Raw genomic sequence first — 17,118 nt, forward strand, 5'->3', positions numbered from 1 at the left:
GAATCAGAATAAAGTAGAGTATGGTAACTCCCAAAGTTACTGAAAAATAATCACTCAGTATAAAAAATGCGTTTGACTCGTTCGCTAATTCCCGTCATAATCTCATATGGAATTGTACCTGCCCATCTAGCTAGTTGTTGAACAGGGAGTTGCTCGCCAAAAATGATTACTTCATCACCTTCCTGCGCTTCAATATTTGTGATATCTACCATACTCATATCCATACACACGCTACCTATTACAGGTGCAAGCTGACCATTGATCCATACACTGCCTGTGCCAATACTAAAACGTCTGTCAAACCCGTCTGCATACCCAATGGCAATAGTTGCAGTAGTGCTATCTCTGGTTACCTTGCCCCGGCGTCCGTATCCAACTGTTTCACCCGGTTTTTCATGTTTAATTTGTGAGATAGTAGTTTTAAGAGTACCTACAGTTTTCAGATGTTCTTGTTCTGTTTCATTTGCTCCCACTCCATAAAGACCAATTCCTAAACGTACCATATCAAATTGTCCTTCCGGATAGTGAGCAATTCCAGCAGAATTAACAATATGTCGGATAGGTTTATAGCCCAATGCTTCTGTCAGCAGAGATGAAATCTTGTCAAGTTGTTTGATCTGCTGAAGCGTATACTCTCTTTCTGTGGGATCATCAGAAGCGGCCAGGTGACTGAAAATAGCTGCAACCTGTACACGATGATGGTTGTTTTGAAGTTTATTAATTAATTGAGGGATATGTTCTTCCTCAAAGCCCAAACGATGCATACCTGTTTCAACCTTGACATGAATCTTAGCCGATTGGTCATTGTTTTCCAGAAAATTGAGGAATTCCTGCAATATACGTGGACTGTAAATTTCAGGTTCCAGCTGGTAATCAATTATTTGCTGAAAAGTTTCTTCTGATGGATTCATTACCATTATAGGAAGGGTAATACCATTTTCGCGAAGTATAACTCCTTCATCTGCATAGGCCACTGCCAGATAGTCTACCCGATGAAACTGAAGTAGGCTGGCCACTTCTGCACTACCACTACCATAAGCAAAAGCTTTGACCATTGCCATAAGTTTGGTGTGAGGCTTGAGTTTGCTACGAAAGTAATTGAGGTTATGGACAATCGCATCCAGGTTTATTTCCAGCACAGTGCCATGTGTTTTTTGCTGAAGTTTCTGGATGATTCGTTCAAACCGGAAGGTTCGGGCTCCCTTTATAAGAATGAGCTCGTTGGAGAATAATGTGTGTGCTTTCTTTAAAAAGGATTCCGTAGTTGGAAATAGAAGTGTCGGGATGTTAAAACAATCTGCATTGCGTGATATGACTTCTCCAATTCCGATCAGTCTGTCTATGTTTTTGGAGTGTACTAACGCTGCAATACGTGTATAAAGTTGTTTCTCGGGTTCGCCAGACTCCAATACATCAGATAATATAACTGTTTTTTTTGCTCGTTGTTGTTGATTACTCAGAAAGTCCAGTGCAATCTGTAAGCCAGCAAGATCATTGTTGTAGGTATCATCTATCAGATAGCAGCCTCTGATGCCTTGTTTTAATTCAAGTCGCATCGATACCGGATGTATCAGTTGTAATTGTGTTTCTATCTCTGTTTGGCTAATTCCCAGGTGCTGCATTAATGTAATACAATGCATAAGATTTTCGCTTTCCCCTTTTCCCATAGATGCCAGAGACATATCTATCCTTTTCCAGGTCCATCGTTTTATGTGACTGGGTAAATGAGCTGAAAGGTATTCGTGAATTTCAGTGTGTTCTTCACAATAAACTACAGCTTCACAATGTTCAAATAATTTTGCTTTCTCAGCAATCTTTTGCTGTCTGCTGATGAATCCTTCATCGTGGGCGGTACCTATATTGGTAAATATGCCAATTGTAGGTTGTATGGTTTTTTCCAGGTATACCATTTCATCTGGTTGTGAAATGCCAGCCTCAAAGATTCCCAAGGTATGGGAGCCATTTATCTGCCAGACTGATAAGGGTACCCCTACCTGAGAGTTATAACTTCGTGGACTTTTGACAACCTGATACTTATTGCTGAGTAAAGTGGTAAGCCATTCTTTGACAATAGTTTTTCCATTACTACCTGTTATTCCTATTACGGGAATAGAAAATTGGTTTCGATGCCATGCTGCTATTCGCTGAAGAGCTCTTACGCTATTAGAGACTATGATTACCAGTGCATCTTGTAAGTCTGTTGCTGTTGATATGTAGGAGTTGTTTTCTTCAATAACGAATTGCCGCACCCCTTTTGCATAGAGATCTTTTACAAACTGATGACCATCATGTCGTTCTCCGTTGATAGCAAAAAATAAGGAAGTAGCTGGGGCAGTTAATCTGCGACTGTCAATCAACAGGTGTTCAATAGGTGAGGATATCGTTGTAGCAGAAAGTATTTTTCCACCTGTAATTTCGGGAAGTTGGCTGAAATATAGCATGCCACAAAGATAGCCTGTCAAAACAAAACCCCACAGGATTTTTAAAACCTTGTGGGGCATCACCAGAGGATATTAAAAGATTATTTTTTCTTAAGATTAATTTCTATTACTCCGTTTTTTCCTTTGTCTCCATACTTCTTTGTGGCAGATTCATCTTTGAGCACGTTAATACTTTCAATTGTTTGCGGATCAATTTTATCCATTTCTCCTTTTGTTATTTGTTTGTCATCTACAATATAAAGCGGAGGATTTTTATCATTTTGGTTTGACAGGTTAGAGGGTTTTACTTTTATCTCCTTACCAGAATCTTCTTTAGAGTCATTCTCAGTGAGTGTAAAGGATGGTTTTACATGCACTTCTATGCCAGAATCTTTCTTTGATGCACTTCCTTGTTTAAGAGTAATGATTACTACTCCATTTTTTCCTTCTTCTCCATATTTATCTATTGCCTTCTCTCCTTTCAGTACATCAATTGCCTCAATGATTGACTGATCAATTTTCTTTATATCTGCCGGGGTGACCTTCTTACCATCTATAATATAAAGCGGATCAGTCGGGATGGTAAATTCATTAGGAAATGGTCCATTTAGAGATGCATCAGCAGAAACACTAAGAGCTGGCTTGATTTTCATCCAGATTGTTTTCTCTGCAGAAGATTGATCCGAGAGGTCAATAGTTTGTGGAGGCATTTCCAGGTAATCTGGGTGTTTAAAAACCATTTGTAACTTCTTTTGATGAATATTCAATGTGAAATCTCCATCTCTTGCTGTCGTTGTGCCATATGTCTCGCCAACTGGATAAATAATAGCGCCGGCTATAGGTTTGCCTGTGTCTGTATCTTTAACCCAGCCTTTTAATAGATATCCAGTTGACTGATTCTTCTTAGCTTGTTTTACAGGTGTAATTATATTACCTGAAGTGGAAGCAATAACTTGTGTGATGTCTGTAAGCGAAATAGGAATTACTGTTGTATTTCGGGCATGCGCTAGTTGAAACAGAAAGAATAATCCTAATGTCAGAACTGGGAATAAACTATATTTAGCATATAATCGAACGGAAGATTGGCTACGATTCATCATATGTATACGTGATTTTAGTGAAGAATGATGAAAATGATTTGTTAAAACAAAGTCAGAGGTTTGGGTGTTAATTTTCAGGAGACTTAACTGATAATCTCGTGTCTTGATACCTGTTTGAAGGGCGGCATTATCTGCAAGGAACTCCAGATTCAGACGTATGTGTTGTTTATAAAGCCAGGTAACAGGATTGAACCAGAAAAGTATCGTATATAATTCTGCTAACAGGATGTCAACTGTATGCCATTGCCTTGCATGAGCTGACTCATGTGCCAGTACTTGCTGTATCAGGTGAGTATCTGACAGTGAAGGGGGGAGAAGTATCCATCCGAAAAAAGAAAAAGGACTATCTACTTGGACATGAGTGCCACACTTGTATCCATTTGCCTGTTGGAAATGACAGGATCTGAGTAGCCTTACTATTGCCCATACACGAATAATAAACCATATAGCAAAAACTGCTGACACAATGCTGTAAATGTATACAAGCCAGTTCGTAAGTTTTAAAGTATTGCTGGTTTCAGAGTCTGTCTGGGTTGCTGCATTCTCAATGTGGTTTTTTACTAAAAGCCAGTAATCCAAGGATGCATTTATGGCTGACACCCCTTTTGTTCCTGATACAGGTACAAAATTGAATAAATCTGTTTTTACTAAAGGAATCAATATGCTGAATACAAGGCCGCCCAGCAAAACCTATCGCTTACTGTGATGGAATGTGTCAAATCGAAGAATAGCCCAATACAATCCGAAAAACATTCCTAAAAGGAAACTGGACTTGACCAGAAATAATAAAAAGGCCATAAGGTAATAAGTTTTGGATAGAAACTACTTTTCAGAATTTTATTGCTTTTTCTGAATCATCTCTACAATCTCTTTCAACTCTTCCGCTGAAATCTTATCCTGCCTGGCAAAGAAAGAAACCAGACTTTTGTAAGAGTTATCAAAATAATTGGCAATAACTTTTCCGATGAAGGCCTGTCTGTATTCTTCCTTAGTTACCACAGGATAGTATTCGTAACTGCCTCCATATTCTTTATGGGAGATATAACCCTTCTCTTCCAGATTACGGATTATTGTAGAGAGAGTATTATAGTGTGGCTTGGGCTCAAGTATAAGCGGCATAAAGTCTTTGACAAATCCTTTGCCTGCCTGCCATACTACCTGCATAACCTCTTCTTCTTTCGCTGTTAATTTTTCCATAAAGTAAATGTAAAACTATTTATATAGTTATTAAACTATTTTTATAGTTTTTAAACGAGATCTATAGTTTTGGTAGTGGAAAAGACTATGTATCATCTGGTCAGGCGTAACAATGTAAGGCAATATGAAAAAAAGTATTTTTTAAAATGCTGGTTATCTGTTTATTGCCGACACTATTTCTATTGTTTTCTTTTGTCTATTTGTTTGGATGGGTTACATTTGATCAAACAGGCCATCAACACTGCAATCAACCGTTAATCAATTTATGGAGTCATTATTCACTACACAAGCAGTCATTAGTATGTTTACCCTGACACTTTTGGAAATAGTGTTAGGCATTGATAACATTATTTTTGTTTCCATCATATCCAACAAGTTGCCTCAGGCAAATCAAGCAAAGGCAAGAAATATAGGGTTAATCCTGGCAGTGGTTATTCGTATCCTGCTATTATTTGGCCTTTCCTGGATTATTGCGTTACAAGATCCCTGGTTTTCCCTTTTTGGAAGGGAGTTTACTGGTAAGGATCTGATTTTGCTGGTGGGAGGATTCTTCCTGATAGGAAAAAGTGTTTCAGAGATTCATGGTAAGCTGGAGGGAGAAGAAGAAGAACAAGCAACAGCAACAAAAGCAAATGAATCTAATGCATTAGGTTGGGTAATCTTACAAATTACAGTTATTAATCTGGTATTTTCATTTGACTCAATCCTGACTGCTATTGGGTTGGTAAAAGAAGTTCCTATTATGATTATTGCCGTGATTTTGTCATCTATTATTATGGCAATATTTGCGAAAGCAGTCAATGATTTTATCAACCGTCATCCAACATTCAAAATCCTGGCATTGTCCTTTCTGATTATGATTGGATTCTTGCTGGCAATGGAAGCATTCGGATTCCATATAGATAAAGGGTATGTGTATTTTGCTATGGCATTTGCTGTATTAATTGAGATTATTAATATGCAAATCCGTAAGCGGACAAAGCCTGTCAAACTGCGCAATCAGGAATTGAAAGATTATTGATCCTAACTATTCGTATATATTTCCAAAGCCATCAGCGAAAGTTGATGGCTTTTTTTACATCCCGAAATCCTGATTTTACTCCCTTATTTACCATAGTTCATCGGAAAGCAATGGCACAAGGAGTGAAGTGTTATTTTCTTTGTTACGCACTCAAAACAAACCGTAACTATGAAAACATTTTTTACTCTTTGCTTTTTTTTGATGTCTACTAGTTGGATATGGGCTCAGACTAGTATTTCAGGCAAAGTTACAGATGCTAAAAAGGAGGCGTTAGCTGGTGCTAGTGTCTATCTGAAGGGAACATACGATGGTGCCACTACCGATGGCGAAGGAAACTTTAAGTTAATTACTGACGAAAAAGATACAGCCACACTGGTAGTAAGTTTCATAGGATACGAAAACTCTGAGCAGAAACTGCAACTAGGTAAGTCAATTACCTTAACTATCGTTTTAGCTGAATCAAAAAATGCTACCTTAAATGAGGTTGTCATTACAGCAGGGGTTTTCGAGGCAAGCGATGAAAAACGAACTACTATTCTGAAACCTCTTGATATTGTTACTACAGCTGGTGCGGGTGCAGACATATTTCGGGCTTTGCAATCTCTGCCAGGAACCTCACAGGTGGGTGAACAGGAAGGTTTGTTTGTAAGAGGAGGATCTGGCACTGAGACAAAAGCTGTCATTGATGGTTTAATTGTACAGAATCCATTCTTTAGTAGTGTCCCAAATGTAGCGCAACGGGGCCGTTTCTCTCCCTTTCAGTTTAAAGGTACTGCTTTTAGTACGGGAGGCTATTCCGCACAATATGGACAGGCGTTATCCTCTGTACTGGTTTTAAATAGCAATGATCTTCCTGAGAAATCACAGATAAATGGCGGAATCAATTTTGCTAGTGTATACGGAGGATATACACAACGCTGGGAGAAAACGTCATTAGATTTTAACGGTAGCTATTTCAATGTTGGACCTATCTTGTTTAATCTTAACTCGCAAAATATAGAGTGGCACAAAGCGCCACAAGGATATAGCTTCGCATCTAATTTTCGCAAGCAGACCTCTGCGACAGGGATGTTGAAAGTATATGCAAACCTGGCAGGTAATACATTAGGTTTGACAGCATCCGATGAAACCACTGATTCAGGAAAATCTACTTTTGGACTAAAGAATCAGAATTTTTACTCAAATGTATCCTATACAGAGGCTTTTGACAAGGGAAAACTCTATATCGGATTTTCACAAAGCTTTAATAAGGATGATCTTAGACTTGATACAGCTGATGCAAGTCGTGGTGATAGTCGTACACAGGGACGCATTATGTTTACCCGCGATTTTACAAATGACGTGGCAGTCAGCGTAGGAACAGAGTTACACACCTATGAATACAAGAATCAGTTTGACGAGTACAAAACTTCCTTTCGGGATGTATACTGGGCCAACTTTCTGGAGACAGATGTACACATTACCCATAAGTTGGTAGGAAGAGCAGGTATCCGGAATGAGTATTCACAGGTTATTCATCGATGGAATGTTGCACCCAGATTATCATTGGCCTATAAGACCAGTGATTACAGCCAGATATCTTTAGCCTATGGGCAGTTTTATCAAAATCCTAATCAACTCTACCTGTATATTAATAAGAAGCTGGACTTTGAAAAAGCAGAGCATTTCATTCTGAACTATCAGCGAATACGAAATGACCGCACTTTTCGGGTCGAAGCCTATTATAAGAGCTATTCTCAACTGGTCAGAGAGTTTATGGATGAGCCATTTGATGCGAACGCCTATCGGTTTCCATACGGGAGAACAGATAACTCGGGTGGTGGCTATGCCCAGGGGTTTGATGTGTTCTTCAGAGATCGAAAAACCTTTAAAAACTCAGAATACTGGATCTCTTATTCCTATCTGGATACAAAGCGATTGTTTGCTAACTATCTGGCAAAGGTTATGCCTTCTTTCGCTTCTACTCACAATTTCAGTGTCTTGTATAAACGATATTTTTCAAAAATCAATCTGCAGGCCAATGCTTCCTACACCTATAGCAGTGGACGGCCTTACTATAATCCCAATGAGCAGGAATTTATGTCAGCCCATACTCCTGCTTATCACAACCTGAGTATGAGTTTCAACTATCTGACTAGTATTGGTGGAAACTTCACAGTGATTTATGCAGAGGTTAGTAATGTGCTGGGTACCCAAAATGTTTTTGGATATCGCTATAGTGCAGATGGCAAGAATAGAATACCTACAAGTCCACCCACCTATCGGTCAGTATTTCTGGGAGTGAATATAACAATTGATAAGCTGAAAAAATCTAAGTCCTAGCCTATACTACAGACAACTATGAAAGCAGCTATTGAACGAAAAGTTATCCGCTGGTTCCATATTCTGGCAAGCATTCCCATTCTGGGTTATGTCTATGGACCAGTGGCCAACATACCAGAAGCAGCCAGAATGGTAAAGTGGGTTATTTTACCATTAGTTATCCTTTCCGGGTTCTGGTTATGGCTGGGACATCTGGCAAGGAAACATTTCAAAGGAACTACCCGAACTTACCGGGTTTCAACAGAAAAAAGAAAAACAATCTGATAAACAACTTACACAATTATTCACTTAATCTTATAGGTACAATTATGAAAAAGACCCTTGTAACCCTTTTTATTCTGATGGCAGGGATAGTAAGCACTTTTGCTGCCGATGAAAAATTTGTCAAAGCTGTTGAAGCTGCTCTCACTCAAATGAAAACAGCAAAATCAGTAGAAGACTTTCAGGCTGTAGCCAATAAGTTTGAAATGATTGGTAAAAATTCGGCAGGAGAATGGATGCCTAATTACTATGCTGCCTATTGTTATGCAAATATGTCTTTTATGGAAAATGATAGCCAGAAAAAAGACCAGTATGTAACCAAAGCAGAGAGTTTGTTATCAGAACTGAAAACAGACAATGATGAAACGTATGTCATGAAGGCATATGTAGCAATGGCAAATCTATCTGTAGATGGACAGAACCGCTGGCAAACTCAAGGAAAGATTTTTGAGGAGAATCTGCAAAAAGCAGAAAAAGTAAATTCAGAGAACCCCCGGATTTATTATCTGAAAGGCACAAACTTATTTTATACCCCCGAACCATTTGGTGGAGGTGCTAAAAATGCCTGCCCACTTTTTCAGAAGGCAAAAACAAAATATGAAAGTTTTAAACCGGCTTCTAACATTGCACCTGTGTGGGGAAAAGAATATAACGAAGAAATGCTGAAAAAATGTCAATAGAATTTTGTTAGTATCTATCTAAAACTTTTTCGGATGGACGTTTTAGTTTTTAAAACAAATGTAAAATCGAAAAATGCTCTAAGAAATATTCAGTTGCAATTGAGCCAGATCCCGGATATTCTGAAATGGAACCTGGATCTGGCTGATTGCGATAAAGTATTACGTATTGAAACCATTAGCTTATCTGCACAGAAAATTATTGATATTTTACATACATTAGGGTTTCAATGCGAAGAGCTATAACTGTATAAAAGATCTGTCAATCAGATTGCCAAAATAGTATATCATCTATGAAAACACTGGAAGTCTCTGTTGGACAAAAAGAAAAAATTGTATGGGATACCAATCAGGATGCTGCTATTTCCATCGGTGGTGGAAGTAGTGTTTTCGCTATCGTTAAATGCCCTGAGAATACAATAGAACTGAGTATCGTAGGAGGGAGTACCATAGAAATTTATGGTGAATGTAAACACCTGATTGTGAAAAGAGCAACAGCTGGAAGTTATCTGAATCTGAATAGCTTTTTCTGTGAAGAGGCAACCATCGAACTGGCTGACTGGGGAGCATGCCTGGAATTATCGGTGAGTCGTATTATTCATTCGGTATGTCTAAAGAGAGCAAGTATCCTGGTCTTTTCTGGTTCTCCACAAGTGTCAAATATCAACCTGTATGGAGGGTCTGTTATTGAACAGAGAGATAGTGATTAAATCAATACAATTATCATAGGGCTTATAAACAATGGAATTAATCAATAGGTAGATATGATAGCAGCAAAGTGGTTATCAAAGGTAAAGGAGGTTGTAGTGCAGTTTTTACTAATTCTTGCACTGGACCTGGCGTTTGGGGCTGTCACCTATTTTAGTGTCAAGAGTTTTTCGACGTTGATGGACGATCCCTCTATGGAGATAGATTTAAAGCACAGCTTTGCCTGGTTGATAACCAACAACAGTGTAGAATCTATCATAATTTGTCTTACGCTGCAAGCATTCTCTCTTGTTGAAAGAAAAATTCGGTTTATATGGCTAAGGCCTATACTGTTGTCTGTATGCATATTTGCTGTAGTGCATATGATACAGATAGCAATCTATCGGCCATACACATTTTTTCATTCTCTATTTCATTTCACCCCACTGAGTCTGATATTTGGAAGTAATATAATATTAGCTGGTCTATCAGTATATGCTTACGGAAATTATGAAAAAAGAAGAAGCCGCAAACTTAATGATCAACAATATCAGTTACTGGAACTGAAAGAACTAAAAACCAAAGCAGAACTTGAAGCATTACAAGCCAAGATAAATCCTCATTTTTTATATAACTCTTTAAATGCTATTGCTAGTCTAATCCATGAAGACCCTGACAAGGCAGAACAGATGGTTTTGTTACTGGCAAAATTCTTTCGCTATAGTACTAATGCAAAAAGCCAATATTTGACTCGATTAAGTGAGGAAATTGAGATGGTTAAGACCTATCTGGAAGTGGAGAAAGTGCGCTTTGATGATCGGTTAGAATATTTTTTATGGTTTGAGAAAGAAGAGTTGAAAAACTGTATGGTTCCTCAGTTTTTACTACAGCCATTGGTAGAAAATGCAATCAAACATGGAATTTCTAAATCAATGGAAAAAGGAATATTAGGTATAAAAGTCCTGGATAAACAAGATAAACTTGTTATTGTGATTTTCGATAATGGAGTTCCATTTCCAGAGCAGTTAATAACAGGTTATGGGTTGCGTAGCACACAGGATAAACTTAGACTGCTAATGGGAGAAGATGCCCGAATGGAGATTATCAATGGACGAAGTATCTCTTCGCAGGGAGATGACTTTGTCAATCAACCTCATAAAGCCATCAAGATTACAGTGAAAAAGCAATTTAGTCCCTCTTATGAAAAAGAGACAGAGTCAGAGAGTATATTAACGAAAAGCAGATAAAAGTCTTATCAAATCGGTGATAAACAAAAGCATACATGACTACTATACTTATAGATGATGAAAAGCTGGCAATCAGTCGTTTGAAACGGTTGCTGGCCGAGCATCAAAGTTTTATTGACATTGTTGGAGAAGCATACAATGGAATTGATGGATTAAAAATAGTAGAAGCATTACAACCAGATCTGATATTTCTGGATATTGAAATGCCTGGTATGAATGGTTTTGAAATGCTGGCTCAACTAACCTATTCTCCTATGGTTGTATTTGCTACAGCCTTTGATGAGTATGCTATCCGGGCATTTGAAGAAAATTCTATTGATTATCTGTTAAAACCAATTGAGAAGGAACGTTTGGAAATGACTATTCAGAAGTTACGTAAGACTTCATCTTCATTTGATAATCAACAGTTCTTAAAGTTGATTGAACAGATGCGTCCCAAGAAAGAAATGGTATCCATTTCTGTTAAAACGGGAGACCGTATTTTATTGCTGCGTTTGGAAGATATCAGCTATTTTGAAGCTGAGGATAAGTATACCTTTCTGATTACAACAGAGGGAAAAAAATACCTTACAGACTATACATTGACTAATCTGGAAGAAAAGCTACCCGATTCTTTTTTGCGTGTCAGCCGTTCCTTCATTGTAAATTCCCGTTTGATCAAGGAAGTACAAAAACACTTTAGTGGAAAGTTTATTCTTTTTCTGGATGATCGTAATCAGTCCAAAATAGAGTCTGGAATTAAATATGCTGAATCAGTAAAAAGCCTGATTAATAACTGAATCTATTCAGCTTATCAATCAGGCTTCTCTTTTATATTATGGAAAGGTCAGACTACTTTTTTCGGAATCGTATATTGGTCCGGCTTTCTTCCCCATGAATGAGGCGGATAATGTTTTTCTGATGAGTCAGCACAACTATGGCAAACATAGCAAATCCAAAAATTATCAGAATTGGGTCATCTGGGCTAAATCGAGGCATGAACATGAGCAAAGGAAAGGCCAAAGCTGCTATCATTGAACCAAGAGATACATATTTTGAAAGAAGTACTACCAGGAAGAATATAGCAATACATAATAATGCAGCTTCTACATGAATTGCAAGCACCATTCCCAATAAGGTTGCTACTCCTTTGCCACCACGGAAATTGGCATAAATTGGAAATATATGACCAACAACAGCCAAAATACCAATAAAGAGTTGATAGGTAATCAGATTAGGCTCTGTAAAGGCATGCAGGTGTAAAAGAATGGCAGCTATAGAAGTAGCAGTCCAGCCTTTAAAAACATCTACTGCCATCACAATAGATCCGGCTTTCTTTCCCAGTACTCTGAATGTATTGGTTGCTCCAGAGTTACCACTACCATAGTTACGTATGTCAATGCCATGAAAAGCCTGTCCATACCAAAGAGCTGTCGGTAAGGAACCAATCAGATAGGATGCGATAAAGCCAGCTATAATTAAGGTTATCTCCATTATATATTTCTCTCTGAAAAAGGTGTAATTTGTATTTTATACAGATAAATCTTCCAATTTTCTTCAAATATATGGAAGATCATTCTGAATTTCAAAATAGCCCTATAGGCCTCACTTCATTATTGATGTAAGAAAATAAAAGCAAACTCAGTGATATTCAGTGCATAATGAGTTAGCATAAGGCTACTAAAATATACATTTTTCCATTAATCTGCTAACTTTTGCCCGAAAAAACCAGAATGCCTTCCAGAATACTATTTAACGGACTCAAACACCATGCCCAGATTATCCGTGATTTCATCCATACCTATGATGCAAAAAGTATGTACTTACTGGAACAGCAAATATGTAGTATAGGGAATTCACAAATGGATTTGTATACTGGAAATCTATCAGAAACAACTATAAAGGAGGAAGTAATTACACAGCTTACAAGAGCCAATCTTTTATCTGAAGTAGATTTTAAAGAATTTTTGCATCCGGAGCAATTCCGTTCTGTTTTCCTGAGTGATGGGTCTTCATGGATCTTACGATTTGGGGAAAGAACTGGGCAGTATATCCATATCCATCCCGCTCGCTATTCTATGCACACAATAAGAGTTAAAGCAACAACACTAAAAACAGCCATAGGTGTTTTAATATGGCAGAAAGAGACTATCTCTGAACTAGACATAAAACAGCTTAACTACCTTCGTAAAGATATCTTAAAACTATCTCCCATTCGAAGCCTTGAAGATGTAAACTCTGTGTGGAAAGTGGTTAACATGTTGATTGATAAGGGATAGTGTTGTAATTTTTAGATTGAAAAAGCATGTTACCTGATAAAGTTAGCTGAAGAAATAATCAGTGCAGAGATAGATCTTCCAATTTTACTATGATAAGTAAATGCTGGTGACCTAGAGTTTAAAAGATTTCCGTATTTTGGTAAACCTGAGAAATCTATTCCTACCTAACCAACATAGAAATATGAACAGAACTACTGTAAACCAGATAACCTCTATCCCTTTTAAGATATACTGTTGTTTATGGCTTATAGGGGTAATTCCTTTGAACCTCTATGCACAAAAATCATATCAGCCTCCATACTTTGAAGATACCAATCGGCTAACTAAGATTAAAAAAGCCATTCCTGCTATTGAAGAGCTTTACAGGAGGTATGCTGAAAAAAATAATTTTCCCGGTTTTGTATTTGGTGTGGTATTTGATGGAAATCTGGTCTATGCAGGCAATACAGGTTATACCAATCTGGAGAAAAGAACTGCTGTAAATACTAAATCTGTTTTTCGGATTGCTTCAATGACTAAAAGCTTTACAGCAATGGCGATCCTCAAACTTCGAGATGAAGGTAAACTTAATCTGGATGACCCGGTTTCAAAATATATCTCTCAGTTTAAGAAAGTACAAACCTTAACCAACGATTCTCCACCTATTACCATTCGTCATTTGCTTACTCATTCTGCTGGTTTTCCAGAAGATAATCCATGGGGAGATCGACAACTGGCAGATACAGATGCTGAACTACTTCAATTGATTGAAGCTGGTATAACTTTCTCTAATGCACCTGGACTTCAATATGAATACAGTAATCTGGGATTTGCCTTGCTGGGTAATATTGTGACAAAAGTTTCCGGTAAACCATATCAACAATATATTACGGAAACTATCTGTAAGCCTCTTGGTATGACAAGTACCTATTGGGAATATACCAAAGTTCCTACAGATCAACTGGCGCATGGCTATCGACGTCTCAATGACCAGTGGCAAGAGGAAACACTACTGCACGATGGTTCCTATGGAGCTATGGGAGGAATGTTAACCTCTATCGAGGACTTTAGCCGATACATGGCCTTGCATCTGCAAGCTTGGCCTCCCAGAGATGAGGCAGACAATGGAATTATCAAAAGAGCCTCACTTCGAGAGATGCATCAACTGGGACGTATCAATACATTAAATACACAGTATAAGTATCCAGGTGGTCGCTTGTGTCCAACAGTGAGTGGCTATAATTTTGGATTACGTTGGGCAACAGATTGTGCTAATCGTGTTTCCATCGGTCACAGTGGGGGATTGCCGGGCTTTGGTAGCAATTGGTCTGTTCTGCCGGATTATGGAATTGGTGTTGTGTGTTTCTCTAATCTGACCTATGCGCCTACTGGTGTTATTAATATACAGGTACTAGACTCTCTGATTACATTGGCTGAACTTAAACCACGTAAATTACCTGTATCTTCTATTCTTGAAAAGCGAAAAAATGAAATCATTGCCTTATTGCCTGACTGGGAAAATGCTGTAAGGAGTGGGATCTTTGCAGAAAACTTCTTCCCCGATAATCCATTGAATATCCTGAAGACACAAAGTGCAGAGGTATTTGCAAATGCTGGTAAAGTTATCAAGGTAAGAGAGTTAATGCCTGAAAACCAACTACGAGGTGTTTTTATAATGGAAGGAGAGAAAGCTGATATTCAGGTAAGCTTTACCTTAACCCCAGAAAAGAATCCGTTAATTCAGGAGTTTCATATAAATGCAGTGAAAAAATAGACAGTAAGAACTTGCCTCATTATTCGTTTCTTGTGAAGATTTGCATAATAAAAGATGACAAAAAGATAATTTACAGATAATGTTGTATTAATTTTGAAAAAGGACATAAAATTCTGGCCTTGTGTCATTGTCTATTGTAGTTTGAATTATCTGTAAATATTATAACTGATTTTATGAGTTCTCCTAAAGATTTTACTTATGTAACGGGTACAGAACCTCATCGTATTCGTACACGTCAAATTTTAAAGTCGCATCCGGAAGTAAAAAAGCTAATCTCGAAGAATCCAGTAACAATGGTATGGATACTGGTATGTGTGGGAATTCAACTGGTAATGGCTTATCTGCTTAAAGACCAGCCCTGGTATATCATACTTGCTGCAGCCTGGTTGATTGGAGCATTTCCGGTACATACCTTATTTGTTTGTATCCATGAAGCGGCACATAATCTTATATTCAAAAAGCCTGGGGCTAATGTGGCAGCGGGTATTATTGCCAACTTTCCATCATTGATTCCAACAGCTATTTCATTTAAAAATTACCATCTGAAGCACCATGCTTTCCAGGGAGTACATGAACTGGATGCGGATCTGCCAGATTATTGGGAAGCACGACTGATCAATAATTATTTCATTGGAAAAATAATATGGTTGTTATTCTTCCCGGTTTTCCAGGCTATTCGTACACTTCGTTGTATTGAACTGGCAGCAGTAGACAAGTCTGTAGCTATGAACATTATTTGCCAGATTCTGTTTGATGGTTTGATTGTATACTTCTGGGGATGGCCTGCAATGGGGTATCTGGGAGCCAGCTTCTTATTCTCAGTTGGCTTACACCCTCTGGGAGCCCGTTGGATTCAGGAACATTATCTGGTTCTGGATAAGAATCAGGAGACTTATAGTTATTATGGTGTTTTAAATACAGTGAATATGAATGTAGGCTATCACAACGAGCACCACGATATGCCTTCTATTCCCTGGAATAACTTGCCTAAATTGAAATCTATCGCCCCCGAGTTTTATGATAATTTAAAGTATCATACTTCTTTTACTAAATTGTTTTTTACATTTCTTTTTAGTCAGGAGGTTAGTTTATTTTCCCGAATCGTGCGTAAAGAAAGAGGTAAGGTTACATTGAACGATAATTCTACACCAGACCTACAGGTAATATCAGCGGAGGAGCAACTACAAAAGTATTAAAACAGGTGATTTAAGGGTAATACTGTAAAGCTGTAAAAGAGGGTAATTGTGAAAACAGTTATCCTTTTCTTTTTTGTGATGAATTCGTAAAAAGGTATTTGATGCGAATGATCTTTTTGGATAATGATATTTGTCATTATCTCTTCAGAAGGCAGACTCTACTTTTATGGCGTATTATTATCCGGATCTTTTCATCTACCTATTCATGGAAATTTTAATTTTCTTTATTGCCCACTGGTACCTATCTCTATTCTTTCAGACTTTCTTTTTACATCGGTATGCCGCCCATCAGATGTTTACCATGAACAAGTTCTGGGAGCGAACGTTTTATGTTCTTACCTGGATCTCGCAGGGATCTTCTTTTTTGAGCCCTTATACCTATGGTGTAATGCATCGTCTTCATCATGCCTATGCAGATACGGAAAAAGATCCCCATTCACCTCAGTATTCCGATAATTTGTTTGATATGATGTGGAAGACAAAAAACATCTACAATGATATTCTTAATGGTAAAGCCAATATAGATCCTAAGTTCACTAAAAATGTTCCTAATTGGAAGTTTATGGAATGGCTGGGAGATCGTTGGATTAGCCGCATTGCTTGGGGAACCCTTTATACGTTGTTTTATATACATTTTGCCACACACTGGTGGATGTTTCTTTTGTTACCAATCCATTACCTGATGGGACCTGTACATGGTGCAATTATTAACTGGTTTGCTCACAAGTTTGGCTACGTGAATTTTAAAGTAAATGATACCGCTAAGAATTTGTTACCTCTTGACTTTCTGATGTTTGGTGAAAGTTATCATAACAACCACCACAAATTTGGAGGGCGTGCTAACTTTGGTATTAAATGGCATGAGTTTGATCCCGCTTATCCATTTATCCTTTTATTCAATGCATTGCATATTATAAAACTGAAGCCCAATAATGACCTCAATTATATGTAGCAGCATTGTTATAAAAAGAGAACGGCC

General features: G+C 37.8%; 16 protein-coding genes. 12 read left to right on the forward strand and 4 right to left on the reverse strand.

Features of this window, described 5'->3' with window-relative positions; all coding sequences use genetic code 11:
* Positions 1 to 50: 50 nt before the first annotated feature.
* The 3 genes from QNI15_RS19690 to QNI15_RS19700 form a co-directional block, all read right to left on the reverse strand.
* Positions 51 to 2,441, reverse strand: coding sequence for a bifunctional UDP-N-acetylmuramoyl-tripeptide:D-alanyl-D-alanine ligase/alanine racemase (locus QNI15_RS19690; RefSeq protein WP_314033145.1), 2,391 nt, complete (start codon positions 2,439 to 2,441; stop codon positions 51 to 53).
* 80 nt (positions 2,442 to 2,521) lie between these two features.
* On the reverse strand, positions 2,522 to 4,120 hold the full coding sequence (locus QNI15_RS19695) for a M56 family metallopeptidase (protein WP_314033146.1): 1,599 nt from the start codon (positions 4,118 to 4,120) through the stop codon (positions 2,522 to 2,524).
* A gap of 237 nt (positions 4,121 to 4,357) precedes the next feature.
* A complete protein-coding gene (locus QNI15_RS19700) occupies positions 4,358 to 4,717 on the reverse strand; it encodes a BlaI/MecI/CopY family transcriptional regulator (RefSeq protein ID WP_313990876.1) in 360 nt (119 codons plus the stop codon).
* 265 nt (positions 4,718 to 4,982) lie between these two features.
* On the opposite strand from QNI15_RS19700, the gene QNI15_RS19705 reads away from it, so the two are divergent.
* From QNI15_RS19705 to QNI15_RS19740, 8 genes are all read left to right on the forward strand, one after another.
* Positions 4,983 to 5,738, forward strand: coding sequence for a TerC family protein (locus QNI15_RS19705; protein WP_313990874.1), 756 nt, complete (start codon positions 4,983 to 4,985; stop codon positions 5,736 to 5,738).
* Between the two features lie 168 nt (positions 5,739 to 5,906).
* Positions 5,907 to 8,060, forward strand: a complete 2,154-nt coding sequence (locus QNI15_RS19710; protein ID WP_314033147.1) for a TonB-dependent receptor — start codon at positions 5,907 to 5,909, stop codon at positions 8,058 to 8,060.
* An 18-nt stretch (positions 8,061 to 8,078) separates the two neighbouring features.
* Positions 8,079 to 8,324: a hypothetical protein gene (locus QNI15_RS19715; protein WP_313990867.1), complete on the forward strand. Its 246-nt coding sequence runs from the start codon at positions 8,079 to 8,081 to the stop codon at positions 8,322 to 8,324.
* Between the two features lie 44 nt (positions 8,325 to 8,368).
* On the forward strand, positions 8,369 to 9,001 hold the full coding sequence (locus tag QNI15_RS19720) for a hypothetical protein (RefSeq protein WP_313990864.1): 633 nt from the start codon (positions 8,369 to 8,371) through the stop codon (positions 8,999 to 9,001).
* A 33-nt stretch (positions 9,002 to 9,034) separates the two neighbouring features.
* Positions 9,035 to 9,244 carry a hypothetical protein gene (locus tag QNI15_RS19725; RefSeq protein WP_313979030.1) on the forward strand — a complete coding sequence of 70 codons (210 nt, stop codon included), beginning with the start codon at positions 9,035 to 9,037 and terminating at the stop codon, positions 9,242 to 9,244.
* Between the two features lie 47 nt (positions 9,245 to 9,291).
* Positions 9,292 to 9,708 (forward strand): hypothetical protein, encoded by a 417-nt coding sequence (locus tag QNI15_RS19730; RefSeq protein ID WP_313990861.1) that lies wholly within the window; start codon positions 9,292 to 9,294, stop codon positions 9,706 to 9,708.
* 54 nt (positions 9,709 to 9,762) lie between these two features.
* Positions 9,763 to 10,932: a sensor histidine kinase gene (locus QNI15_RS19735; protein WP_314033148.1), complete on the forward strand. Its 1,170-nt coding sequence runs from the start codon at positions 9,763 to 9,765 to the stop codon at positions 10,930 to 10,932.
* A 35-nt stretch (positions 10,933 to 10,967) separates the two neighbouring features.
* Positions 10,968 to 11,711, forward strand: coding sequence for a LytR/AlgR family response regulator transcription factor (locus QNI15_RS19740; RefSeq protein ID WP_313979021.1), 744 nt, complete (start codon positions 10,968 to 10,970; stop codon positions 11,709 to 11,711).
* Positions 11,712 to 11,763: 52 nt separating this feature from the next.
* On the opposite strand, the gene plsY is transcribed toward QNI15_RS19740, so the two are convergent.
* Positions 11,764 to 12,405, reverse strand: coding sequence for a glycerol-3-phosphate 1-O-acyltransferase PlsY (gene plsY / locus QNI15_RS19745; protein ID WP_313979018.1), 642 nt, complete (start codon positions 12,403 to 12,405; stop codon positions 11,764 to 11,766).
* A gap of 239 nt (positions 12,406 to 12,644) precedes the next feature.
* On the opposite strand from plsY, the gene QNI15_RS19750 reads away from it, so the two are divergent.
* From QNI15_RS19750 to QNI15_RS19765, 4 genes are all read left to right on the forward strand, one after another.
* Positions 12,645 to 13,190, forward strand: coding sequence for a hypothetical protein (locus QNI15_RS19750; RefSeq protein ID WP_314033149.1), 546 nt, complete (start codon positions 12,645 to 12,647; stop codon positions 13,188 to 13,190).
* 181 nt (positions 13,191 to 13,371) lie between these two features.
* Entirely contained in the window at positions 13,372 to 14,943 is a 1,572-nt protein-coding gene (locus QNI15_RS19755; protein ID WP_313990851.1) for a serine hydrolase domain-containing protein, read from the forward strand.
* 173 nt (positions 14,944 to 15,116) lie between these two features.
* A complete protein-coding gene (locus QNI15_RS19760) occupies positions 15,117 to 16,139 on the forward strand; it encodes a fatty acid desaturase (protein ID WP_314033150.1) in 1,023 nt (340 codons plus the stop codon).
* 205 nt (positions 16,140 to 16,344) lie between these two features.
* Positions 16,345 to 17,091, forward strand: a complete 747-nt coding sequence (locus tag QNI15_RS19765; RefSeq protein WP_313990845.1) for an acyl-CoA desaturase — start codon at positions 16,345 to 16,347, stop codon at positions 17,089 to 17,091.
* The last annotated feature ends 27 nt before the right edge of the window (positions 17,092 to 17,118 follow it).

The sequence above is a fragment of the Xanthocytophaga flava genome (assembly GCF_030068545.1).
Lineage (GTDB): Bacteria > Bacteroidota > Bacteroidia > Cytophagales > 172606-1 > Xanthocytophaga > Xanthocytophaga flava.